General features: G+C 66.3%; 24 protein-coding genes and 1 pseudogene. 13 read left to right on the forward strand and 12 right to left on the reverse strand.

What is annotated here, in order from left to right; translation table 11 throughout:
• Positions 1 to 51: 51 nt before the first annotated feature.
• Positions 52 to 939 carry a LysR family transcriptional regulator gene (locus ACYCAX_RS00430; protein WP_294972973.1) on the reverse strand — a complete coding sequence of 296 codons (888 nt, stop codon included), beginning with the start codon at positions 937 to 939 and terminating at the stop codon, positions 52 to 54.
• Positions 940 to 1,155: 216 nt separating this feature from the next.
• Here ACYCAX_RS00430 and ACYCAX_RS00435 point away from each other — a divergent pair, with 216 nt between their 5' ends.
• From ACYCAX_RS00435 to ACYCAX_RS00455, 5 genes and pseudogenes are all read left to right on the forward strand, one after another.
• Positions 1,156 to 2,385, forward strand: coding sequence for an OprD family porin (locus tag ACYCAX_RS00435; protein ID WP_460247226.1), 1,230 nt, complete (start codon positions 1,156 to 1,158; stop codon positions 2,383 to 2,385).
• Positions 2,386 to 2,473: 88 nt separating this feature from the next.
• Positions 2,474 to 2,897, forward strand: a pseudogene (locus tag ACYCAX_RS00440) (sterol desaturase family protein); the annotation flags it as partial.
• 152 nt (positions 2,898 to 3,049) lie between these two features.
• Positions 3,050 to 3,748, forward strand: coding sequence for an AzlC family ABC transporter permease (locus tag ACYCAX_RS00445; RefSeq protein ID WP_041712603.1), 699 nt, complete (start codon positions 3,050 to 3,052; stop codon positions 3,746 to 3,748).
• Complete coding sequence (locus ACYCAX_RS00450; RefSeq protein WP_041711989.1) at positions 3,745 to 4,059, forward strand: AzlD domain-containing protein; 315 nt, start codon at positions 3,745 to 3,747, stop codon at positions 4,057 to 4,059. Before ACYCAX_RS00445 ends, ACYCAX_RS00450 begins: the two co-directional genes overlap by 4 nt.
• Before the next feature lie 157 nt (positions 4,060 to 4,216).
• Positions 4,217 to 5,062 carry a DMT family transporter gene (locus tag ACYCAX_RS00455; protein WP_294972978.1) on the forward strand — a complete coding sequence of 282 codons (846 nt, stop codon included), beginning with the start codon at positions 4,217 to 4,219 and terminating at the stop codon, positions 5,060 to 5,062.
• Positions 5,063 to 5,073: 11 nt separating this feature from the next.
• Here the strand turns inward: ACYCAX_RS00455 and ACYCAX_RS00460 are convergent, their stop codons facing one another.
• The 3 genes from ACYCAX_RS00460 to ACYCAX_RS00470 are packed head-to-tail and all read right to left on the reverse strand — an operon-like array spanning position 5,074 to position 6,910.
• Positions 5,074 to 5,316 (reverse strand): DUF2790 domain-containing protein, encoded by a 243-nt coding sequence (locus tag ACYCAX_RS00460; protein ID WP_015477365.1) that lies wholly within the window; start codon positions 5,314 to 5,316, stop codon positions 5,074 to 5,076.
• The gene (locus tag ACYCAX_RS00465; protein ID WP_294972981.1) at positions 5,313 to 5,873 is read right to left on the reverse strand and encodes a cytochrome b; all 561 of its coding nucleotides are present in this window, start codon (positions 5,871 to 5,873) and stop codon (positions 5,313 to 5,315) included. Before ACYCAX_RS00465 ends, ACYCAX_RS00460 begins: the two co-directional genes overlap by 4 nt.
• On the reverse strand, positions 5,873 to 6,910 hold the full coding sequence (locus ACYCAX_RS00470; protein ID WP_460247227.1) for a catalase family peroxidase: 1,038 nt from the start codon (positions 6,908 to 6,910) through the stop codon (positions 5,873 to 5,875). The genes ACYCAX_RS00465 and ACYCAX_RS00470 overlap by 1 nt, the downstream gene beginning before the upstream one ends.
• 161 nt (positions 6,911 to 7,071) lie before the next feature.
• Here ACYCAX_RS00470 and ACYCAX_RS00475 point away from each other — a divergent pair, with 161 nt between their 5' ends.
• Positions 7,072 to 7,581: a sigma-70 family RNA polymerase sigma factor gene (locus ACYCAX_RS00475; RefSeq protein WP_460247228.1), complete on the forward strand. Its 510-nt coding sequence runs from the start codon at positions 7,072 to 7,074 to the stop codon at positions 7,579 to 7,581.
• A complete protein-coding gene (locus ACYCAX_RS00480) occupies positions 7,578 to 8,324 on the forward strand; it encodes an anti-sigma factor family protein (protein ID WP_460247229.1) in 747 nt (248 codons plus the stop codon). The genes ACYCAX_RS00475 and ACYCAX_RS00480 overlap by 4 nt, the downstream gene beginning before the upstream one ends.
• Before the next feature lie 168 nt (positions 8,325 to 8,492).
• Here the strand turns inward: ACYCAX_RS00480 and ACYCAX_RS00485 are convergent, their stop codons facing one another.
• Both ACYCAX_RS00485 and ACYCAX_RS00490 read right to left on the reverse strand, forming a co-directional pair.
• Complete coding sequence (locus ACYCAX_RS00485) at positions 8,493 to 9,485, reverse strand: asparaginase (protein WP_460247230.1); 993 nt, start codon at positions 9,483 to 9,485, stop codon at positions 8,493 to 8,495.
• A 103-nt stretch (positions 9,486 to 9,588) separates the two neighbouring features.
• The gene (locus tag ACYCAX_RS00490) at positions 9,589 to 11,031 is read right to left on the reverse strand and encodes an alanine/glycine:cation symporter family protein (protein ID WP_460247231.1); all 1,443 of its coding nucleotides are present in this window, start codon (positions 11,029 to 11,031) and stop codon (positions 9,589 to 9,591) included.
• Between the two features lie 168 nt (positions 11,032 to 11,199).
• Here ACYCAX_RS00490 and ACYCAX_RS00495 point away from each other — a divergent pair, with 168 nt between their 5' ends.
• Positions 11,200 to 12,018, forward strand: a complete 819-nt coding sequence (locus ACYCAX_RS00495; RefSeq protein ID WP_460247232.1) for a helix-turn-helix domain-containing protein — start codon at positions 11,200 to 11,202, stop codon at positions 12,016 to 12,018.
• Positions 12,019 to 12,139: 121 nt separating this feature from the next.
• Here ACYCAX_RS00495 and ACYCAX_RS00500 read toward each other — a convergent pair whose 3' ends face one another.
• Both ACYCAX_RS00500 and ACYCAX_RS00505 read right to left on the reverse strand, forming a co-directional pair.
• Entirely contained in the window at positions 12,140 to 13,024 is an 885-nt protein-coding gene (locus ACYCAX_RS00500) for a DMT family transporter (protein ID WP_460247233.1), read from the reverse strand.
• A gap of 490 nt (positions 13,025 to 13,514) precedes the next feature.
• The gene (locus tag ACYCAX_RS00505; RefSeq protein ID WP_015477374.1) at positions 13,515 to 14,729 is read right to left on the reverse strand and encodes a PilT/PilU family type 4a pilus ATPase; all 1,215 of its coding nucleotides are present in this window, start codon (positions 14,727 to 14,729) and stop codon (positions 13,515 to 13,517) included.
• A gap of 187 nt (positions 14,730 to 14,916) precedes the next feature.
• Here ACYCAX_RS00505 and ACYCAX_RS00510 point away from each other — a divergent pair, with 187 nt between their 5' ends.
• From ACYCAX_RS00510 to ACYCAX_RS00525, 4 genes are all read left to right on the forward strand, one after another.
• Entirely contained in the window at positions 14,917 to 15,195 is a 279-nt protein-coding gene (locus ACYCAX_RS00510) for a peptidylprolyl isomerase (protein WP_294972997.1), read from the forward strand.
• Between the two features lie 7 nt (positions 15,196 to 15,202).
• Positions 15,203 to 15,568, forward strand: a complete 366-nt coding sequence (locus ACYCAX_RS00515) for an MmcQ/YjbR family DNA-binding protein (protein WP_294972999.1) — start codon at positions 15,203 to 15,205, stop codon at positions 15,566 to 15,568.
• On the forward strand, positions 15,565 to 16,119 hold the full coding sequence (locus tag ACYCAX_RS00520) for a putative glycolipid-binding domain-containing protein (protein ID WP_294973001.1): 555 nt from the start codon (positions 15,565 to 15,567) through the stop codon (positions 16,117 to 16,119). The genes ACYCAX_RS00515 and ACYCAX_RS00520 overlap by 4 nt, the downstream gene beginning before the upstream one ends.
• Positions 16,120 to 16,451: 332 nt before the next feature.
• Positions 16,452 to 17,624, forward strand: a complete 1,173-nt coding sequence (locus ACYCAX_RS00525; RefSeq protein ID WP_460247234.1) for an MFS transporter — start codon at positions 16,452 to 16,454, stop codon at positions 17,622 to 17,624.
• Here the strand turns inward: ACYCAX_RS00525 and ACYCAX_RS00530 are convergent.
• Positions 17,621 to 19,270 (reverse strand): phosphoethanolamine transferase, encoded by a 1,650-nt coding sequence (locus tag ACYCAX_RS00530; RefSeq protein WP_041711990.1) that lies wholly within the window; start codon positions 19,268 to 19,270, stop codon positions 17,621 to 17,623. The two genes, ACYCAX_RS00525 and ACYCAX_RS00530, sit on opposite strands and share 4 nt — an antisense overlap.
• A 371-nt stretch (positions 19,271 to 19,641) precedes the next feature.
• Between ACYCAX_RS00530 and ACYCAX_RS00535 the strand changes: the two genes are divergently transcribed.
• Positions 19,642 to 20,919 carry an OprD family porin gene (locus tag ACYCAX_RS00535; protein WP_460247235.1) on the forward strand — a complete coding sequence of 426 codons (1,278 nt, stop codon included), beginning with the start codon at positions 19,642 to 19,644 and terminating at the stop codon, positions 20,917 to 20,919.
• A 58-nt stretch (positions 20,920 to 20,977) separates the two neighbouring features.
• Here the strand turns inward: ACYCAX_RS00535 and ACYCAX_RS00540 are convergent, their stop codons facing one another.
• The 3 genes from ACYCAX_RS00540 to ACYCAX_RS00550 form a co-directional block, all read right to left on the reverse strand.
• Complete coding sequence (locus ACYCAX_RS00540; RefSeq protein ID WP_015477381.1) at positions 20,978 to 21,265, reverse strand: hypothetical protein; 288 nt, start codon at positions 21,263 to 21,265, stop codon at positions 20,978 to 20,980.
• Positions 21,266 to 21,420: 155 nt separating this feature from the next.
• The gene (locus ACYCAX_RS00545) at positions 21,421 to 22,371 is read right to left on the reverse strand and encodes a phospholipase D family protein (protein ID WP_015477382.1); all 951 of its coding nucleotides are present in this window, start codon (positions 22,369 to 22,371) and stop codon (positions 21,421 to 21,423) included.
• A gap of 104 nt (positions 22,372 to 22,475) precedes the next feature.
• On the reverse strand, positions 22,476 to 22,604 hold the full coding sequence (locus ACYCAX_RS00550) for a hypothetical protein (RefSeq protein ID WP_460247236.1): 129 nt from the start codon (positions 22,602 to 22,604) through the stop codon (positions 22,476 to 22,478).
• Positions 22,605 to 22,645: the final 41 nt, after the last annotated feature.

A 22,645-nucleotide genomic window follows, 5' to 3' on the forward strand; every position in this document is an offset into this window, starting at 1 on the left:
ACTAGAACAACGCCGGAGAGCCCCACAATCTTATGCGCGAAGCGGGTAAGGCTATGCGCCGAGCGCCTCGCGCAGGTGCTCGGCGAAGTTGCGGCTGACCAGCGAGGGCGGCACGTCGCTGCGCAAGACCAGGCCGAAGGAGTAGGACAGCAGCGGCCGGAACGGCCGCGTGACGATGGGCAGGTGGGCGAAGTCGCTGGCCAGCAGGCTGTTGATGATCGACAGCCCGATGCCTTCGGCGACGAAGCTGCAGGCGGCGCCGACCGAATGCACCTCGACCCGCACCTGCGGCGCGAAACCGGCGCGGCGCAGCGCCAGTTCCAGCTCGTGGCGCAGGTTGCGCTGCCGCCCCAGGAGCACCAGCGGCTGACCGCGCAGGTCGGCGGCATGGATCTCGTCCTTCGCGCACAGCGGGTGCCCCTCGGGCAGCACGCAGACGCCCTCCGCCTCCAGCAGCGGAATCACCTCGAAACCCTGCAGCTCGGTGGGCAGGCGCACGAAGGCGAAATCCACGTCGCGATCCAGCACGGCGCGTTCGAGAGTGTCGTAGCCGCCGCTGAGCAGCTCGATCACCACGTCGGGACGTTCCCGCAGGAAGCTCGCGACGATAGGTGGCAGGCGGTGCTGGGCCATGCTGTTGGGCACGCCCACTTTCAGCAGGGTCCGCTGGGAGCTGCCGTGGCGCAGGTCGTCGGCCAGGCGCTGGACCCGCTGCAGGCGGTCGACCAGGTCGCTCACCGCGGGAAGGAAGGCTTCCGCCTCCGGGGTCACCATCAGGCGCCCCTTGCGGCGCAGGAACATGGCGAAGCCCAGGTGCTCCTCCAGTTGTCCCAGCAGCCGGCTGACCGCCGACTGCGACAGACCCAGGCGCGTGGCCGCGCCGATGGTCGAGCCGGTTTCCATGATGGCCAGGAAGGCCTCCAGCTGCTTCAGATTCACCGCTCGCTCCTCTCTCGGTTGGCGACTGCGACGCGCTGGACGCATAGCCCAATGCGCATCGCTCATATCGTTGTGGCGCCCGTTCGGGGCCGTTAGTGTCTGCCGCGAATCGCGACCGCGTCCAGCGGCTTGCCCTGTGCGGCAGCCTCGCCCCACCGGTCCGGTTCCCGCTTTCCCGCTGCCACAACAACACAAGAGCCAGCAGAGGAGTCATTCATGCGAGCGTTCACCACCACCGGCGTCATGGCCTGTCTCGGCCTGGCCGGATGCGCCCTTCCGTTCGGCCTGGAGGCGGCCGGTTTCATCGAGGACGCCCAGGGTCGCCTGACCCTGCGCAACTACTACTTCAACGACGGCTACCGCGATGGCGGCGACGACCGCCGGGAGTGGGCGCAAGGCTTCCTGCTCGACCTCCAATCCGGTTTCACCCAGGGCCGCCTCGGGCTGGGCGTCGATGTCCTGGGCCTGTCCGGCGTACGCCTCGATTCCGGGCGCGGACGCGAAGGCACCGGCCTGCTGCCGGTGCATGACGACGGCCGCGCGGCGAAGGAATTCGGCAGCCTGGGGGTCACCGCCAAGGCCCGTTTCGACGACCTGCTGGTCAAGTCCGGCACCCTGCTGCCGAAGACTCCCGTGCTGGTCTACAACGACGGCCGCCTGCTGCCGCAGACCTTCCGCGGCACCCAGGTGGAGTACCGCGGCTTCGACCGGCTGTACCTGCACGCCGGCCACCTCGACCAGTTCAAGGCACGTAACTCCACCGACAGCGTCGACATCTTTCCCCAGGGCTACACGGGCAACCAGGGGACCGATTTCGACTTCGCCGGGGCGACCTTCACACCGAGCAAGCAGCTCAGTTTAACCAGCTACTACGGCGAAATGCGCGAGTTCTATCGCCAGCAGTTCTTCGGCATGGTACATCGCCAGCCGCTGGAAATCGGTTCCCTGACCAGCGACCTGCGCTACTTCATGAGCAGCGATGCCGGCGCCGCGCGCAACGGCGAGGTCGATGCGGACATGTTCAGCGGCCTGTTCACCTACGCCCTCGGCGGCCACTCCGTCGGCCTCGGCTACCAGAAGCTGTGGGGCGACACCGCCCTGCCCTACGCCAGCGTCAGTACCGTCTACTCGTTCAGCAACGCGTCGGTAAGCAAGTTCATCCAGGCCGGGGAGCAGACCTGGATGCTGCGCTACGACTACGACTTCGCCGCCCAGGGCATCCCGGGCCTGAGCCTGATGGTCCGCTACTACAAGGGCGACCACGGCGTGTACAAGGACCAGGCGGCCAGGGAGCACGAAACCAATACCAACCTCAAGTACGTGGTCCAGAGCGGTCCGCTCAGGGGGCTGGGGACGGAACTGCGCCACTCGGTTTCGCGCTCCACCTACGCCGCCGACCGCGACAACTACCGGCTCTACTTCAGCTACGCCTTCGCCCTCTGGTAGTTCCCTACCCTGCTTCGCCCCTCCCCTTGCTTGTGCAGTCCCGTGGTTTCCCGTGGTGAAGCCCGGCGGCCCCGTGCGTCCATTGCGCGGGGCCTTCTGCTATGCCTGTGGTGGGGAGATCAGTCGTTACACGCTGTTCGGGGGTGACCTACCTGTTCTTCATCTTCAACGCGCTGGCGGTGAACCTGCGGCACAGCCATGTATGGCTGTCGTCCGGACCGGTGGTCGAGCATGTGCTGAACAGCCCGGCCCAGCACCAGATCCACCACAGCGATGCGCCCCGGCACTTCAACAAGAACTTCGCGATCAACCTGTCGCTGTGGGACTGGATGTTCGGCACGCTCTACGTCACCCGCCCGACGCCCCAGTGCATCCGGTTCGGCGCCGGGGAGCGGGATGATGATCGTCACCTGACGATCTACAGCCTGATCGTCACGCCGTTTGTGGAGACGGTACGCAAGGCAAGATCAGCGCAATCGATTGCGCCCGGAACGCCTCGGACACCCTGTTGAAGGATGACGCGGGAAGCGTCCGTCAAGGGAAGCCCGGGGAGCTTCCCCTTTTCATTCCCGGCGGGGAAATCGCCCGGCGCAGCAAGATTGTTCAAGCCAGCCCGCGCTCCACTCTGTCACTCTGTCTGCACGAAAGACTGCCAAGAACCGCCATGTCCCACACCACGCTTCCCTCCCGTGCCTTCCTCAAGGGCGCCATCGACATCATGCCGCTGTCCCTGGCGGTGCTGCCCTGGGGGCTGCTTGCCGGCTCGCTGGCCATCGACGCAGGACTCTCGCCGCTGCACGGCCAGGGGTTGTCCGCCATCGTCTTCGCCGGCGCCGCGCAACTGGTCGCCATCGGCATGCTCAAGGGCGGCGCCGGGTTCTTCTCGATCATGATCACCACCCTGCTGCTGACCTCGCAGCACCTGCTCTACGGGATGACCATGCGCCCGGTGATCTCCGAGCTGCCCGGCCGCTGGCGCGCAGCACTGGGCTTCCTGCTCACCGACGAGTTCTTCGCCCTCACCAGCGGCCACGACCGCGAGACCTTCAACCGCTGGTACGCCCTGGGCGTGGGCCTGACCTTCTATATCGCCTGGAACCTCTTCACCCTCGCCGGCGTACTGGTCGGCAGCAGCATTCCGGGGCTGGAGCACCTGGGGTTGGACTTCTCCATCGCCGCCACCTTCGTCGCGCTGATCGCGCCGGTGGTGAAGAACGTGCCGACGGTGGTCTGCGTGGCCGTCTCGCTGTTCTGTTCGGTGCTGTTCAGCTACTGGCAGGTGGGGTCGGCGCTGGTGCTGTCGGGGCTGGCGGGGATGTTCGCCGGCTTCATCTGCCAGAAGTACTCGGGGGTGCGCGCATGATGGTCTGGGCAGTGATCTTCGGCATGGGCCTGATCGTGTTCTTCAACCGCTATGTGTTCCTGGAGCCGCGCCTGCCGATCCGCCTGAGCAGCAACGTGCGGCAGTTCCTCGGCTTCGCCGTGCCGGGGATGCTCACGGCGATCTGCGGACCGATCGTGTTCCTCCCGGAACACCAGTTGAACCTGAGACCGGACAACCCCTACCTGCTCGGCGCCATCGTCGCCGTGGCGCTGGTGCTGTGGACGCGCAACGTGCTGCTCAGCGTGATGCTGAGCATGGGGGCGTTCTACCTGTTGCGGTGGTGGTTGTAGGGAGCGAGCCGAAACAGCCCATTCGACTATCCGCCACATCCCCTCGCCCTCCATTCATGGCACTCTGCGCGGCACCGAAGAACAACAATCGGGGCCGTTGCCTTGCCGCGAACCGATGCCGGCGTACGCGACGCGACCCCGCGAGCCAGGACGCCCCATGCCTCACCCCCGCTATCTGCTGCTGACGCTTCTCGCCATGCTGGCGTTCGCCGGCAATTCCCTGCTGTGCCGCCTCGCGTTACGCGAGACGAGTATCGATGCTGCCAGCTTCACCGGGCTGCGCTTGGTTTCCGGGGCGTTCACGCTCGCCGTTCTGCTGCGCCTGCGCAGCGGCGGCTGGCGCGCCGGCGGTGACTGGCGCAGCGCCTGCGCGCTGTTCGTCTATGCGGCGGCGTTTTCCCTGGCCTATGTGCAGATGAGCGCGGCCAGCGGGGCGCTGTTGCTGTTCGGCGCGGTGCAGGTGGGGATGCTGGTGGCGGGCTATCTGCACGGTGAGCGACTGCACGGCTGGCAGTTGCCGGGGCTGGTCCTGGCGCTGGGCGGGATCGTCGTGCTGCTGTTGCCGGGTGCCAGTGCGCCGCCGATGGGCAGTGCGGCGCTGATGATCCTCGCGGGTCTGGCCTGGGCACTGTACAGCCTGCGCGGGCGGCGTGGCGGCGATCCGCTGGCGGCCACCACCGGCAACTTCCTGCGCAGCGTGCCGCTGGCCGCCGCGATGTGCCTGGCGCTGTCGATGAAGCTCGATCTCGACCTGCACGGTGCGATCTACGCGGTGCTTTCCGGCGCGCTGGCCTCAGGCGTCGGCTACGCCATCTGGTACAGCGCGCTGACCGGCCTGGGCGCGCTCCAGGCCGCGTCAGTACAGCTCAGCGCACCGGTCTTCACCGCGCTCGGCGGCGCGCTGCTGCTGGGTGAGCACCTGACCCTGCGCCTGGGCCTCTCGACCCTGGCGGTGCTGGGCGGCATCGCGCTGATCCTCGCCGGCAAGCGCAAGGCCGCCTGAGCGGCAAAGGCTCAGTTCTCGTTGCCGCAGAACAACCCCCACACGGGATAGCGCAGGCGATGCAGTCGGCCGGCGCTGTCCTCATAGAGCATTTCCACCTCCCGAATGCCGCAGAAGTTCAGGTCCGGCGGCTGCACCACGCGCTGGATGTCGAGCCTCTGGCCGTAATGGTAATCCTGCGCGGGCGGGTTTTCAGGGACGGCCAGGGCGGCGCCGGCGAAGGCCAGGCCGCCCAGTACGATCGGTACTTTCATCGGTGTTCTCCTGAGGGATCGCTGGGCATCGGCGCGCCGGTCATGCTCGGCAGTACCGCATCGCGGCGGATCAGCCCGTGGAACAGCGCCGCGGCAAGGTGCAGGAGGATGGTGAGCAGCAGGATGCAGGCAAGGACGCTATGGGCGCCACGTAGAAGGGTGTGCAGCTCCACCGAAGGCGCAACCAGCGCGGGCAGTTCGAAGCCGCCCCAGAGCACCACCGGGTAGCCGCCGGCGGACTGCATGGTCCAGCCCACCAGCGGCTGGGCGAGCAGCAGGCCGTAGAGCGCCAGGTGCGAGAGATGCGCGGCGCCACGTTGCCAGCCGGGCATGTCGTCGGGCAGCGGTGGGACGCGGTGGGTCAGGCGCACGGCGATGCGCAGCAGGACCAGGACCAGCAGCGCGGCGCCGAGGGGCTTGTGGATGGCCACCAGCTCGGCGTGGCGCGGGGAAACGCTGGCAACCATGCCCAGGCCGATCAGCAGCATGGCCAGCACCAGCGGCGCCATTACCCAGTGGAGGACGCGCAGGGAGAGCGGGAAATAGGTCGGTTTCATCAGTGGGTCTCCTGGGCCTGCTCACGGGTGCGGCGATTGAAGGATTCCGAGTAGGCGGCCGAGCGCGCGCTGAGCAGCGGGTCGTCGGAAGCACGGATGCCGTCGGGGAGGATCAGCGGGTCGTAGTTGACGTCGCGGCAGTCGCCGCCGATTTCCGCTTGCAGGCGTTCGATCACCAGTTCGCCGGCATCCACCTGGCGGCGCTCCTGCGGCCAGGCCTGGGTGGCGTCCACGGTGCTGTCGCCGGGTTCGCCCAGGGTGAATCGAAGGCGCCAGCGCAATGGGCCGGCGGCGAGGCGCTGGGCGACTTCGTCGGCGAGGAAGTTGGCGTCGCCGCGCTTGTCCGCCGCCAGCGGCTCGTAGGGCGCGACGGGCTGCACGGACCAGCGCACCGGCTGCTCGCGTCCGTCCTTGTCCACCAGGTAGAAGGCGTTGAGGCCGTAGTAGGCGCTGTTGGCGTAGCTGGAGGACGGCGTCGAGGATTTCGCCCAGTCGCGGAAGGCCTGGGTTTCCGGGTGGGCCTTGAAGAAGGCGCCGGCCTTTTCCGGGTCCGGCTTGCCGGTGCCCGGTTGCGGCGCGGTGGCCTTCTGCAGGTCGTAGAAGCTGGCGACGTCGCGCACCACGAAGACCGGCATGGCGTTCATGCCGGTGCGCCACTCCTGTCCGTCCCTGGGCAGGAAGCGCAGGGCCAGGCTGCGGATCGGCGCGGCGCCGTCGCTGGCCGCCGGGTTGCCGCCGGGAATGGCCAGGCGCCCCACCACCGGTACGCTGCCCGGCGCGAAAAGACTGGCCCGCGACAGCGCGGCGGCGGCGCCGTTGCTCTCGAAGTGGCCGATCACGCACAGGCCCTTGGCATGGTTGCGCCGGTAACCGGGGTGCACGCCGCTGTTGGCTTCCAGAGTGTCGACCAGCTTGGCCGGGGTGAGCCGTTGCGGGTCGAGCCAGCCGGCCACGTAGGCGAAGACGGCGGCCACGCCGAGCACCACGGCGCCGATGGCGGCCAGGCGCAGGGGGGCGTTGGGCGGAGTTCCTGTCATTTCCAGCTCCTCAGGCTTAGGCTGAATGCGTTGAGCCGGTACGACGCACCGCGGGACGGGTTATTCCCGCAGGCCGCCAAAGAATTTTTTCGGGGGTGGCGGGAATAGATCGCCTGGGCGTTCGTCCTTACCGCTCGAACCCACCACTGCCTGACGTTGCGATGCACTCACTGGATGACCACTCACTGCGCGAACTGCTGCCCCGGCTGCGGCGCTTCGCGCTGTCGCTGACCCGCAGCGCGAGCAGCGCCGACGACCTGGTCCAGGCGACCCTGGAGAAGGCGCTGTCGGCCTGGACCGGCCGGCGCGCGGACGGCGACCTGCGCGCCTGGCTGTTCTCGATCCTCTACCGCCATTTCATCGATGGGCAGCGCCGCGCCCGGCGCTACGCACGCCTCCTCAGCCTGTTCGGCGCGGACAGCGCGGTAAGCGCCTCGCCCGAGGAGATCGTCAGCGCCCGCTCGACCCTGGAAGCCTTCGAGCGCCTGCCCGCCGAGCAGCGCGCGCTGCTGGCGCTGGTCAGCGTCGAAGGCCTGAGCTACCGCGAGGCGGCCGAAGCACTGGATATTCCCCTGGGCACCGTCATGTCCCGCCTGTCGCGCGCCCGCCAGGCGCTGCGCGCGTTGAGCGAAGGACAGGTGGTGACTCCTTCTTTGCGGGTACTGAAATGAACGAACGCATTCCCGACGAGCACGATCTGCATGCCTACCTCGACGACCAGCTCGACCCGGCGCGCCACCAGTGGGTGGAAGCCTGGCTCGCGGCCCATCCCGAGGACGCCCGCCGCGTGGAGGGTTGGCGACAGGATGCCCAGCAGTTGCGCGCCGCGTTCGCCGGCCAGGGGCGCGGGCCTGTGCCCGAGGCGCTCGATCCGGCGCGGATTCGCCGGGACCTCCGGCAGCGGCGGCGGTCGCGGCTGGCCACGGCGGCGGCGTTGCTGGTGGCGCTGGGCATCGGCGGGATGAGCGGCTGGCAGATGCGTGGCGATAGCCTGGCGCGCAACACAGTGCCGATGCAGGACGCGGTGCAGGCGTACCGGCTGTTCGCCGAGGTCAACCAGAACGGCCTCGACCTGCGCGACGGCGGCGACCTGCGCACCTGGCTGGCCCGCTACCTGAAGGACGCCCCGCCGCCGCCGGCGCTGGATCGGGTCGGCCTGAAGACCGTCGGCGCGCGCCTGCTCGCCACCGAACAGGGTGCGGCGGCGCTGGTGATCTACGAGGACGGCCAGGGCCGCCGCCTGACCTTCTTCATCCGCCCACCCGGCCCGCGCCATGAGATGCTGCCGCAGGGCCAGCGCACCGACGGCGACCTGCTGACGCGCTACTGGAGCCAGGGCGGGTACAACTATGCGGTGGTGAGCCGCAGCGACGATCCGCAGGCCAGCGTCGTGGGGGAGATGGTGGGGTTCTAGCGCGATGGATGCATACAAGCGGGCCTGGTCCGCGAGGGGCTAGCCGATTTTGTAGGAGCGAGCTTGCTCGCGAACCTGCGTCACGCCGGCCTGCCCGGTGCAATGCGTTCGCGAGCAAGCTCGCTCCTACAGGTTCATACCCACCCCTGAGCGGGGTGTTAACGAGGTTCAGCCGTCGACCCGCTCACCGCACAGGTCGAGGGCGAACAGTCGCTCCACCTCGGCTGTCGGCAGGCCGCTGCCGAGTAGGCTGAACAGCTTGCCCAGCGCGGCTTCGCGGGTCATGCCAGCGCCGGAGACCAATCCCGCATCACGCAGGCGACTGCCGGCAGCGTAAATATCGAACGCCACATGCCCTTGCGGGCACTGGCTGATCGCCGCCAGCACCACACCGCGCGCATGGGCATCGCGCAGCACGGCCAGCAACTCCTCGTTGTCCGACGGACCGGTGCCGCTGCCATAGCACTCCAGCAGCAGCGCCTGTACACCGCTGCCCAGCAATGCGCGCAGGTGCTCGGCGCGCAGGCCGGGAAACAGCGGCAGCACCGCGAGGTTCACCGGCTGGCGTGGCTGGCGGTAGTCCAGTGCCACGGGGATCGACTCGGCGCGCTCGCCATGACGCTCGCGCGGCAGCACGGCGAAGGCGTCGAAGGCCTCGCTGCGCAGCTTGGTGACGCGGGCGCCGTGCATCAGGTCGCCGTTGAAGTACAGCCAGACGCCCGGCTGCACGCCGGACTCCAGCGCCTTCAAGGCACCCAGGAGATTGGCCGGGGCATCGCTGCCCGGTGCGCCCATCGGCTGCATGGAACCGGTGAGAACGACAGGCACCTCAAGACCGAGCAGCAGGAAGGACAGCGCGGCGGCGCTGTAGGCCAGGGTGTCGGTGCCGTGCAGCACCAGCACGCCGTCATGACCGCCCTGCTCCACCGCGTCGACGATGGCGTCGCGCATGGCCAGCCAGTTGGCCTGGGTCATGTTGGCGCTGTCGAGCAGCGGTTGCAGCTCGGCGAAGGACCAGTCGAGGCGAATCTCGCCGTGGCCTTGCAGTTGTTCGCGCATGCGCGCTTCGAAACCGCCAGCCGGCGCCAGGCCCTCGGCGGTCTGCAGCATGCCGATGGTGCCGCCGGTATAGAGGACGAAGAGGTTCTTCACTCGACGCATGCCAGTGCTCTTGTAGGAAAGTTCACAGGATAAACCGCGAGGCCGGGAGAAGTCCCGGCCTCGCGTGTCAGACCTTGGTCCGAAGGATCAGGCCAGAGGTGGATCAGCCCTGGGCCGGCAGGCTGCCGTGGGCCGGAGCGGTCGAGTTGACCTTGTGGGCATCGCGCCAGGCGTCGTGGTCGATGTCCAGGTCGGCGAATTTGCTGGCGTCGAACACCGGGCGCTCGATGCCGGCGGCGCGTTGCTCGTCGTAGTCGCGCATCACCCGCAGGCCGGTCTTGATCAGCATCGCCAGGGCCACCAGGTTGACGAAGGCCAGGCAGGTCATGGTGATGTCGGCGAAGGCGAACACGGTGCCCAGGTTCTGCATCGAGCCCCAGAGGATCAGGCCCAGTACCAGGACACGGAAGGCGATCAGCGCGGTACGGCTGCGACCGACGATGAACTGCAGGGCGTTCTCGCCGAGGTAGTAGTTGTAGGTGATGCAGGTGAACACGAACAGCGACAGCGCGACGCTGACGAAGATCCGGCCCCAGTCACCGACCACGGCGGCCAGCGAGTTCTGGGTCAGGGTGATGCCGTCGCCTTCGAAGCCCGGGGTATAGAAGCCCGAGAGGAGGATCAGCAGCGCGGTGCAGGTGCAGATGACGAAGGTGTCAAGGAACACGCTGAACGCCTGGACCACGCCCTGGGACGCAGGGTGACGCACGGCGGCCACGGCGGCCACGTTCGGCGCACTGCCCAGGCCCGCTTCGTTGGCGAACACGCCACGCTTCACGCCCATCACGATGGCCGCGCCCAGCAGGCCGGCGAAGGCCGGTTCCAGGCCGAAGGCGCTTTTCACGATGGTGGTCAGCATGCCCGGTACCAGCTCGATCTGGGTGACGATCACGTACAGGGTGACGGCGATGTAGGCCAGGGTCTTGACCGGCACCAGCAGGTCGGACACGGCAGCGATGCGCTGGATGCCGCCGAAGAACACCACGGCCAGCAGCACGGCCAGGGCGATGCCCGAGTACAGGACCGGGATGTCGAAGGCGTTCTGCAGCGAGTGGGTCACGGTGAAGGCTTGCAGGCCGTTGAAGGCGAAGCCGTAGGTGACCAGCAGCAGGACCGCGAAGGTCATGGCCATCCAGCGCAGCTTCAGGCCGTGCTGGATGTAGTAGGCCGGGCCGCCGCGATACAGGCCGTCGCCGTCGCTGCGCTTGTAGACCTGGGCCAGGGTGCACTCGAAGAAGCTGCTGGACATGCCCACCAGCGCGGTGACCCACATCCAGAACACGGCGCCGGGGCCACCCAGGGTCACGGCGATGCCGACACCGGCGATGTTACCGGCGCCCACGCGGCCGGCGAGGCTCAACATCAGCGCCTGGAACGAGCTCAGCTGGCCGGACTGGCCGCGGATCGATTCCTTGAACACGCCGAACATGTGGCCGAAATGGCGGAACTGGACGAAACGGGAGCGGATGGTGAAATACGCGCCGAGTCCTACGATGAGGACGATGAGGACTTTCCCGGACAGGAAATCGTTGATCGCGTCGAGCATGTGCTGTGGCCTCGATTGTTATTGTCGGAGCACGGACCTGGGGCTGGCCCGCTCACTGGGGGCGCATGGTTGCGCCCGTAGCGTCTCGAAACAATTTCGCGGCTTGCTACGAATTGATGCTACCTGACGCTATAATGGCGCCACTCGCATCACCTGGACCTGGTACGCATGTCCGAGAATCTCGGCCCCAATCTCAAGCTGCTTTGCGCTCATTACCGCTCTATCTCGGAGGTTTGCCGCAAGCTTTCGATCAACCGCGCGCAGTTCAACAAGTACCTCGGCGGGCAGAGCCAGCCCACGGCGTACAACCTCAAGCGCATCGGCGATTTCTTCGGCGTCGAGGACTACGAGCTGCAATTGCCGCCGGAGCAGTTCGCCCGCCTGATCGGTGCGCGCGGCACTTCGCCGGCCAACACCCAACGCAACGACCCACTGCTGGAGATGCTCCGCCCGCTGCGCGAGCACGCGGGGAACCTGTCGCGCTATTGCGGCTACTACTTCGAGTATTCGAACTGCATGTCGGTGCCCGGCTCGATCCTGTTGTCGCTGGTGCACCTGTATGAAGAGGACGGCAACTTCCTTTTCGAGCGCCAGGAACGCCAGGAGCGCTCCAGCAGCACCGATGTGCAGGCCGAGGACTGGGTGCGCTGCCGCTACCTGGGCGCGGCCTTCCAGCTGCAGGACCGGGTGTTCCTGATGGACTACGAATCGATCACGGTCAACGAAATGAGCCAGACCATCCTGATCCCCAGCTTCAAGAGCCGCATCACCCGCCTCAACGGCCTGAAGACCGGCGTTTCCAGCGGCGACCGGCGCACCCCGGCCTGCACCCGCGTGGTCTGGGAATACCTCGGGCCGGAGATCAACCGCATCAGCGCCTACCGCCAGGTGAAGCTGTACCAGCCGGACGATCCGCGCATCGACGACGACGTGCGCCAGCGCCTGCAGGTCGGGCCGATCCGACACGGGCTGTTCGAGATCGAGTAGCAAGGGCTCTTCGTAGGAGCGAGCTTGCTCGCGAACCGTTCAGCACTGGAGCCACCCGAGAATCCGTTCGCGAGCAAGGACTGGGCGTCCCCCTCGGTCCTACAGGAAAAGCGCGCGGGCGTTATTTCCTCCGGCTCTGCAACCACGCCGCCGCCAGCCCGCTGCCACAGATCACCGCGATACCCAGCAGCGCCGACGGCTCCGGCGTATGGCCGAAGATCACGAAGCCCAGCAGCCCAGCGAAGACGATCTGGCAGTAGCTGAACGGCGCCAGCAGCGCCGGCGCGGCATGCTTGAACGCCTGAGTCAGGAACAGGTGCGCGGTCATCCCGCAGGTGCCCAGGGCCAGCATCATCAGGCCATGCACCAGCCCCGGCCATTGCCAGAAGAACGGCACCAGCGCGCTGACGATCAGGGTGTTGCACAGCCCGGCGAAGAAGTTGCTGGTGGTCGGGCTGTCCACCTGGCTGAGCTTGCGGGTCAGCAACTGATAGAAGCTGAAGCACAGCGCCGAGCCGAACGGCAGCAGCACCGCCGGGGTGAACAGGTCGCCGCCGGGGTGGACGATGATCAGCACGCCAACGAAGCCGACGATCACCGCCGCCCATTGCCCCAGGCTCACCCTCTCGCCCAGCAGCGGCACCGACAGCGCCGTCACCAGCAATGGCGCGAGGAAGTTCACCGAGGTCGCCTCGGCCAGCGGGATGTACTGCAGGCCGGTGGTGAACAGGAAGCTGGTGCCCAGCAGGCACAGCGCGCGGGCCGTCTGCAGGAACGGATGGCGGGTGCGCAACACGGCGAGGCCGGCGCGCGGCAGGAAGATGCCCGCCATCAGCAGCGTGTGCACCACATAGCGCGCCCACACCACCATGACGATGGGGTAGATGCTCGCCAGGTATTTCGACAGCGCGTCGTGGCTGGAGAACAGGAAAGTCGCCAGGACGATGAGCAGGATGCCCTTGAAGGGCTGGTGGACGCCGGACAACGGCAATTGGCTGGTACTCATCGGGTCACGGAATCAGAGGGCGGAACGGACAGCGGGCGGAGCACGACAGCCTACCAAGAAGCGCCGGGGAAACAACCTGCCCCTCGGCTGCGGCAAGACCTCGCGGGCCCGCTGCGGGGTTGCTGGCTCGGCGGTGCTGAATCTTCCAACCGACCCGTTCGAAGCATGCCTGTCGTTGCCGTGGTACACCGCCCGTGGGAGCAACTGTCTTCCATCGAGGAAATCCGTACCAGCGTTTTCCCCTCTCCCCCTGGGAGACGACTGCATGGATGCAGGAGGTAGAGCGACGCAGGATGCCAAAGCCGAGGATTAGGGTGAAGGCCGCCCCGAGCGCGGATATATCTCGTACAAGCGGACTTTGTCCGCGAACAGCCAGCCTTGCGCACGAGCATCGCGGAGAAGCTCCGTTCCTACGAAAAGCAACGCTCCGTGCGGAACCACTCCCCATGAAAAGCCCCGGCATGCCGGGGCCCTGAACGGATGCCGCGCTTTATTGCCCGACCGGCTTGCCTTCCGCGTCCTCGGCCTCGATTTCTTCCAGCGCCAGCTCCAGCCCCCAATTGGACGCCTCCAGCACCGGGGCAGGCGCCGCGACGGGCGCCGGTGCCGGGCTGGCGGCGACGGAGTGGGTCGTCATCGCCGGGTTGTCCTTGTAGAGCTTGAGCTTCAGGCGCAGGTTGTTCGCCGAGTCGGCGTTCTTCACCGCCTCGTCCTCGGTGATCGCCCCTTCCACGGCGAGGTCGAACAGCGCCTGGTCGAAGGTCTGCATGCCCAGCGCGCGGGACTTGTCCATGATCTCCTTGATCGAATTGAAGTCGCCGCGCTTGATGATATCGCTGATGGTCGCCGTGCCCAGCAGCACCTCCACTGCGGCGCGGCGTTTGCCGTCCTGGGTTCGCACCAGGCGCTGGGAGACGAAGGCCTTGAGGTTGTTGCCCAGGTCGTTGAGCAACTGCGGCCGGCGCTCCTCGGGGAAGAAGTTGATGATGCGGTCCAGCGCCTGGTTGGCGTTGTTGGCGTGCAGGGTGGAGATCGCCAGGTGACCGGTGTCGGCGAAGGCCAGGGCGTGCTCCATCGTCTCGCGGTCGCGGATCTCGCCGATCAGGATCACGTCCGGCGCCTGGCGCAGGGTGTTCTTCAGCGCGGCGTGGAAGCTGCGGGTGTCCACGCCCACCTCGCGCTGGTTGATGATCGACTTGCGATGCCGGTGCACGTACTCGATGGGGTCTTCGATGGTGATGATATGGCCGCCGCTGTTGCGGTTGCGGTGGTCGATCAGCGCCGCCAGGGAGGTGGACTTGCCCGAGCCCGTGCCGCCGACGAAGAGCACCAGGCCGCGCTTCTCCATCACCACCTTGAGCAGCACGTCCGGCAGTTTCAGGTCGGCGAACAGTGGGATGTCCAGCTTGATGTTGCGCGCCACGATGGAGACTTCGTTGCGCTGCTTGAACAGGTTGATGCGGAAACGACCCACGCCCTGCAGCGAAATGGCCAGGTTCATCTCCAGTTCGCGCTCAAATTCGGCGCGCTGCTCCTCGTCCATCAGGCTGTAGCCGATGCGCGCCACGTCGCCGGCCTTGAGCGGATCGTTGGACAGCGGCTTGAGTACGCCGTTGAACTTGGCGCAAGGCGGCGCACCGGTGGAAAGATAGAGGTCGGAACCATCCTGGGTGGCCAGGATCTTCAGCATCGACTGGATATCCATTAGAACTGCATCCGTTCGCAAGGAAGAGGGGCGGACGCCGCTGGTTCAGCCGCGTCCTATAGGTAGGAATTTTCCGTCGACTCTAGGGAGCCGCCAGGTAGGGCACAATGCCACCCACGGTAAAATGCGACGTACGTCACCGCTCCCGTACAATGCCCATCCCGCCTGACTTTCCGAGGTAATCCCGATGCCCGTCGCTATGGCCCGTCACATCCTGGTCAAGACCGCCGCCGAAGCCGAGCAGATCAAGCAGCGCCTGGCCCGTGGCGAGGATTTCGCCGCGCTGGCGCGCAAGCATTCCACCTGTGCTTCCGCCAAGCGCGGCGGCGACCTGGGGGAAGTGCGCCCGGGGCAGATGGTGCGCAGCATCGACCAGGTGATCTTCAAGAAACCGGTCGGCGTGCTGCACGGCCCGGTGAAGAGCCAGTTCGGCTACCATCTGGTCGAAGTCTATTTCCGCGACTGAGCCCGGTATGACCCCACAACAGATCGCCCGATTCTGCCTGCAACTGCCCGGCGCCCGCGAAGACATCAAGTGGGGCAGCAACCGCGTGTTCTCGGTGGCCGGCAACAAGATGTTCGCCATCCTCGACTTTCTCGACGAAGGCGCCGGCGGCCTGGCCTTCAAGGTCGGCCCAGAGCTGTTCCTGGGCTATGTGGACCGCCCCGGCATCCGTCCGGCGCCCTATCTTGCGCGGGCCTTCTGGATTGCCATGCAGCGTCCCTATCCGATGGGCGAAGCCGAACTGCGCGAAGCGCTGACCCGCTCGCACCAACTGGTGGTGGCCCGCCTGCCCAAGCGCCAGCGCCTGGGCCTGCTGCTGGACGACGTCTTGTGAAGAGCTTCAACTGGGAAGGCCTCTGGCAGGTGCCGACTGCCAGTTGGGAGTCGCTGCAACTGGGCGATGGCTGCGCGCAAAGCCAGTTGCGCGCCGTCGGCGAGGGCGGCGCCTCGTCCTATCAGTTGGAATACCAGTTGGACTGGGACGATGACTGGCGCCTGCGCGAGGCGCGCTTCGGCGTCGAGAACGAGCGTGGCGTACGCCAGTTGCACCTGCTGGCCGACGGCGAAGGCCATTGGCGCACCGCCGAAGGTGAAACGCTGAGCGCTCTGGACGGCTGCCTGGATATCGATATCTGGCCCACGCCGTTCACCAATACCTTCCCGATTCGCCGTCTGCGGCTCGCCGACGGCCAGCGTGCGGAGCTGGCCGTGGTCTACCTGGAGGCTCCGGCGCTGAAGCCGGTGCGCATGCGCCAGGGCTATACGCGGGTCGATGCGCGGCACTATCGCTACGAGAACCTCGAGGGTACGAACTTCCAGGCACTGCTGACGGTGGACGAGGATGGACTGGTGCTCGACTACCCGACGCTGTTCCGGCGGACCTGAGGTCAATCGGCGTCCAACCGTTCACGGTTTACGCCGATACCCCCGACCGATCGCCTATCCTCTCATCCAACCTGGGCAACCTGCCCTGCAGGAGCATTACCCCCCTCATGCGCAGTCGCCTTCCTGTAGGAGCGAGCTTGCTCGCGAACCGCATAGCTACGGAGCAACTGGCTAGCACTACTGTTCGCGAGCGAGCTCGCTCCTGCAAGAGCAGCCCCAGGCAAGACCGTAACGCCCACAGCCCGTCAAGGTAGTTCGCGAGCGTACTTTCCTACACGCCGAGGCGAGTCCATCATGTCGTGCCCACCCGCCGTCCCGATCTAAAGCTGCACATGTCCGCCCAATCCCGCTCCACCACCCTGCAGGTGGTGTCCGTCGTCATCTTCACTTTCCTCGCCTATCTGACTATTGGCATCCCGCTGGCGGTGCTGCCCGGCTACGTGCACACCGACCTGGGCTTCGGCTCGGTGCTGGCGGGCCTGGTGATCAGTATCCAGTACCTGGCCACCCTCCTCACCCGCCCCTATGCCGGCCGGGTGATCGACACCCTCGGGCCCAAACGCGCGGTGCTCTATGGCATGGCCGGATGCGCCGGCAGCGGTGCCTTGATGCTCGCGTCATGGGCGACCCAGGGTGTGCCGTGGACCAGCCTGACGCTGCTGATGCTGGCGCGACTGGTGCTGGGCACATCGGAAAGCCTGGTGGGCAGCGCTTCGATCAGTTGGGGAATCGACCGGGTCGGCGCGCCGAATACCGCCAAGGTGATTTCCTGGAACGGCATCGCCAGCTATGGCGCACTGGCCGTCGGCGCGCCGCTCGGGGTGCTGATGGTGCAGCACCTGGGGCTGGCCAGCATGGGCGCGAGCATCATTCTGCTGGCGGCTCTGGGCTTCGCGCTGGCCTGGCCGAAGCGGCCGGCGGCGCTGCTGCACGGCGAGCGGATGCCGTTCCACCACGTCCTCGGCCGGGTGTTGCCCCACGGCATGGGGCTGGCGCTGGGCGGCATCGGTTTCGGCACCATTGCCACCTTCATCACCCTGTATTACGGCAGCCGCGGCTGGAACGATGCGGTGTACTGCCTGACGGCCTTCGGCGGCTGCTTCATCGGTGCGCGCCTGTTGTTCGCCAACGCGATCAACCGCCACGGCGGCTTCCGTGTCGCCATCGCCTGCCTGTCGGTGGAAAGTCTCGGCCTGGCGCTGCTGTGGCTGGCGCCTTCGCCCTGGCTGGCGCTGGCGGGCGCGGCGCTGAGTGGTTTCGGCTTCTCCCTGGTGTTCCCGGCCCTCGGCGTAGAAGCGGTCGGCCTGGTGCCCGCGTCCAACCGTGGCGCCGCGCTGGGCGCCTACTCGCTGTTCATCGACGTGTCGCTGGGCATCACCGGCCCGCTGGTAGGTGCCATCGCGGGCGCCTTCGGCTTCGGCTCGATCTTCCTCTTCGCCGCGCTGGCGGCGCTCAGCGGTCTGGCGCTCAGCCTGGTGCTGTACCAGCGCTCCTTCACCCGTTAGTCGAACGCCAGGGCCTGGCGTACCGACGGCTCACGGCAGCCGGCGAACATGTCCAGGCCGGCGTTGTAGGTGCGGGTGCGCACTTCCAGCAGGCCCAGCATGGAATGGAACAGGTTGTCCTGGGACAGCGGCTGGGCGCTGTGCTGGCGCAGGCAGGCGCCGTCCAGCGCGAAGGACTGCTGGTAGCCCTCGGAGAACCAGGCCAGCATGCCGACGTGCTTCTGCTGGTCGGGCGCCAGCACATAGGGCGTGCCGTGCAGGAAGAGGTTGTACTCACCCAGCGACTCGCCGTGGTCGGCCATGTAGATCATCGCCGTGTCCAGCTTCGACTGGTTGCTGCGCAGCAGGTCGATCAGGTTGGCCAGCACGTGGTCGGTGTACAGCACGGTGTTGTCGTAGCCGTTGACGATGCTGTCCCGCGAGCAGGCGCTGAGGTCGTTGCTCTGGCAAACGGGGGTGAACTTCTCGAAGTCCTTCGGGTAGCGCTTGTAGTAGGCCGGGCCGTGGCTGCCCATCTGGTGCAGGACCAGCACGGTGTCGCGGTCGAGCCCGTCGATGTAGGCCTGCAGGTCCTTGAGCAGGATCTCGTCATGGCATTCGCCGTCGCCGCACAGGGCCAGGTCCTTCGAATGGCTCATGTCCTGGAAGCTCACGCGGTCGCAGGTGCCCTTGCAGCCGGACTGGTTGTCCCGCCACAGCACCTGGAACCCGGCGCGCTTGAGCACGTCGAGCAGCCCTTCCTGGCTCTTGGCCTCGGAATCGCTGTAATGCTGGCGGGTCAGGTCGGAGAACATGCAAGGCACCGACACGGCAGTCTCGGTCCCGCAGGAATGCACGTCGCTGAAGTTGATCACGCCCTGCTCCGCGCTCAGTCGCGGGTTGGTGTCGCGGCCGTAGCCGTTGAGGGCGAAGTTCTCGGCCCGCGCGCTTTCACCGACCACCAGCACCGTCAACGACTTGCGCGGGTGCGCCCGCCAACTGGCCGAGCGTTCGGCGTCGCTGGCGACCGGCCGCAGCGGCGCGTGGCTTGCCACCGTCTTGCCCTTGGCCAGGCTGAACAGCGCGCCGACGGTATTGCTCGGCGTGATCTGGAAGCGCAGCTCATGGTGATTGCGCAGCATCGACGACAGCCCCTGGTAGTTGCCCAAGGCGATGCCACCGATCATCAGCATCGACGCGACACCCACGCCGGCCTTGCTCAGCAGCTCTCGGGGCCACGGCCGGTAAGCGATCGGCAGGCGCCAGAGCAGCGCTACCGGCAGCGCCCCGAGCAGCAACAGATAGGCGCCGAGCTTGAACGACAGCAGGTCGCGCACTTCCGACGGATCGGTTTCCAGCACGTTGCGCAGCATCTCGACGTCGATCAGCACGCCGTACTGGTTCATGAAATACGCCACTCCGGCACTGAGCAGCAGCAAAGCACCCAGCACCGGCTTGAGCACGCCGCGGAAGGCGAACAGGGTCAGGATCAGGTTGAAGCAGACCAGCAGAAGCAGCGCGAACGCCCCCACGAGCAGGCGCCCCGACCATCCCGCCGGGGTGATGTCGAGCAGATGCCGCCAGAGCGGCAGGTTGTAGCCTCCGAGCAGCAGGACGCTGGTGAGCAACGTGACCCATTCAGGGCGAAACGGAGAAAGCTTGGACATCGGGGGCTGGGTTCCGGGACTGCGGGAAGTGCCCGTGAACCGTGGCTTTCAACATCCCCGGCAGGCGAGCGAAGGGGATGCTAGGAATGCCGCCGTCAATCTTTCGTGAAGAAAATCTGCAAAAAAAGTGGGGGGTCCGAAGGCGTCGGGAAAGCGCCCGTCGCCACTGATCCGGCGCACAGTCAACAGTTGAAGCATCTAGTCCGAAAAGTTTCGATCCTCTGCTATCATCGCGCCGCTGCGGTCCTCAGGGACCGACTACAACCAAAAACAACTAGCCAACACAGGACGCCACTTCTCCGATGACAGACATCGGGGCGGGACGCCTTTTCGTCTTGTCGGCGCTGCACCATTAGCACAAGGAAAACAATATGCTGCACCACCGGATCAGCCTGCTCGCACTGGGCATTCTCGCGTCCACCGCCGCTCTGGCCGAGGACCAGTCCACCGCCAAGGGCTTCGTCGAAGACAGCCACATGGACCTGTTCTTCCGCAACGCTTACATGAACCGCGACTACAAGCACGGTCGTGACGACAAGGCCGAGTGGGGTCAGGCCGCCACCGCGACCTTCACCTCCGGCTTCACCCAGGGCACCGTGGGCTTCGGCGTCGACGCATTCGGCATGTACGCCGTGCGCCTGGACGGCGGCCGGGGCAAGAGCGGTGCCGCCGGCATCGACTTCTTCAAGCAGGGCGACAGCGGCGAGGCTGCCGACGACCTGGCCCGCGCCGGTGGCGCGGTGAAAGCCCGCTTCTCCAACACCGTGATCAAGTACGGCGACCAGATGCCGGCCCTGCCGGTACTCAGCTACGACAACTCCCGCCTGCTGCCGGAAAGCTTCACCGGCACCCTGATCACCTCCAAGGAGATCGAAGGCCTGGAACTGAACGTCGGCCGCTTCACCTCGGAAACCCGCAAGAGCGCCGAAGGGCGTGACAGCGGCGGCCTGAATCGCATCGACGTATTCGGCGGCAGCTACAAGCTCACCGACACCTTCAGCGGCTCGCTGTACGGCTACGAGAGCGAAGACGTCGCCCGCAAGCAGTACATGAACCTGAACTACGTCATCCCGATGGCCGACCGCGAGTCGCTGACCTTCGACTTCAACGGCTACCGCACCCGTGTGAACGAAGACTTCGCTGCCGACAACGGTATCGACGGCACCAAGAACACCATCTGGAGCCTGTCGGCCGCCTACAACATCGGCGCCCACACCTTCATGGTCGCGCACCAGCGCAACAACGGCGATTCGGGCTACCAGTACGGCTGGTACCAGAACCAGGGCGGCCTGGGCGACGGCGGCACCACCATCTGGCTGGCCAACTCCTACTGGTCGGACTTCAACGGCGAGGACGAGCGCTCCTGGCAGGGCAGCTACAGCCTGGACTTCTCCGAATACGGTGTTCCGGGTCTGAGCTACACCGTGGCCTACGTCTACGGCGACAACATCAAGACCGACGAGACCAGCAACGGCAAAGAGCGCGAAATCTTCAACCAGCTCAAGTACGTGGTACCGAGCGGCCCGGCCAAGGACCTGTCGGTCAAACTGCGCGGTTCCTGGCTGCGCGTGTCGAACGACGCCCGCTCCTACAACGACGACGGCAACGAAGTCCGCGTCTTCGTCGAGTACCCGGTCAACATCTTCTGATGCGCTGATCGACGCTTGATGCACAACGCCCCGCGGCAGCGATGCCACGGGGCGTTTTTCATTCCCGTCCGCGGCGGTTGCGCGAGCGCAGCAGGCACAGCGGCGGCAACGACAGGCGCAGGATGTGCAAGGACAACAGCAGAATCAGCGCGCCGGCAATGAAGGAGCCCAGGCGCTGGCCCGGCTCCAGCGTCTCGTTCAGGGTGTTGAGGAACAGCATCGCGCTGCCACCCAGCATGCAGGCCAGCAGGAAGATCGAGAGGATGTAGACCTTCAGGGTCAGCAGACGCCAGTGCCAGCGCATGCGCCGACGCGGGGGAACCTCATCGGCGGGAGGATTGGGCATGGTCCGTTGCCTCCTGTCAGTTTTCCGTCAACGCAGGCTCGATGAACCCATTAGCGTCGACATACTGGCAGTATGCTAGCCACCCCCCAGGAAAAATGCCAAGACGCCGCCGCCGACTCGGGCCCGCGGCGGCGCCAACCGACGAACGGCGGGGTTCAGCGCACCACGCTGTTGATGTCGTGGCGGTTGAGCGAAGTACGCATTTCCTCGTACCACTCCGGAATCATTTCCTTCAGACGCTCCTTGGCATCCTCCAGCTTGAACGGCTGGGTGTAGCGCTTCTTGCGGTACGAGTAGATGTAGTAGGTGCCATTGCGGTAGAGGATGCGGTCGAAGGTGTAGAAGCCGATGTGCGTGCCGTTGCAGCGCGCGGTCAGCACCATGTCGCCCTCTTCGTAGGGCAGCACGCCCTCGGCGCAGTCGTAGGTGAAGAACTCGCGCACGTCGTCCCAGGCCACGCCATCGCTGCTGGCATGCAGGAAGGCCTCCGCCTGCTCCTCGGACTCGTCGGAGTGGTCGCTGTACCAGATGAACAGCGGAATGCTCTGGTTGGTCTCGTCGCCCAGCCAGCTCTCGCCGTCCAGGTACTGCGCGCCGCGCGCCAGGCTCGCCTGCATGCGGCGATGGCGCTGCCGGTACTCCTCCAGCGCCTCGTCGAAGGCCGGGCTGTCCTCGCCCAGCATCACGCCTTCGATGCCCTTGACGGCCGTCACGCTCGCCAGGTAGTCGGCGTACAGCACGGCGTCCTGGATCACGGTGCAAGTGTCGCGGGTGAGGCTCAGGCCGATCTCGGTGAAGTTGGCGCTGCCGAGGATCACCACGTCCGGCTCGATCAGGACCAGCTTCCAGTGCACGCTGTTCTGCGCGCGGAAGTCCACATGCAGCGAGACGCGCGCATCGGTGTCGCGCACGCAGAAATCGATGAAGTCCGGCGAGGTGAAGGAATTGATGGTGCCGACCAGCAGATCCAGGCGATTGCCCTTCTCCACCAGGGTTTCGATCAGTGACTCGGTTTCACTGGCGGAGGCCGAGGCGATGGTGATCAGTTTGTCGCTGACCTGCTCCAGGTACTGCTTGAGCGAGTGTTGCGCGTTAAGGATTTTCATACAGCCCCCACCAGAATTTTGAACGGTCAAATTCTGAGGCAGGACAATGGGGGGTTTCAACTCCCTCGTTTGCTCCCCCTGGCCTTGTCACCGGCTGACGGCATTCAGCCAAGGCCTTTTGCAGCTATCACCATCGCGCAGAGGTTCGATTCCACTATGGTGCCGTTGTCGAACTTGATGCCAAACGCCTGGACCGTGCCATTGCTTGCAGGCAGGACAACGACGTTTGCCATTTCGATCTGCGTTGTGCCGCTCGATCCGCCGGTTTCCGGGT

It is taken from the genome of Pseudomonas sp. MT3, from assembly GCF_054720805.1.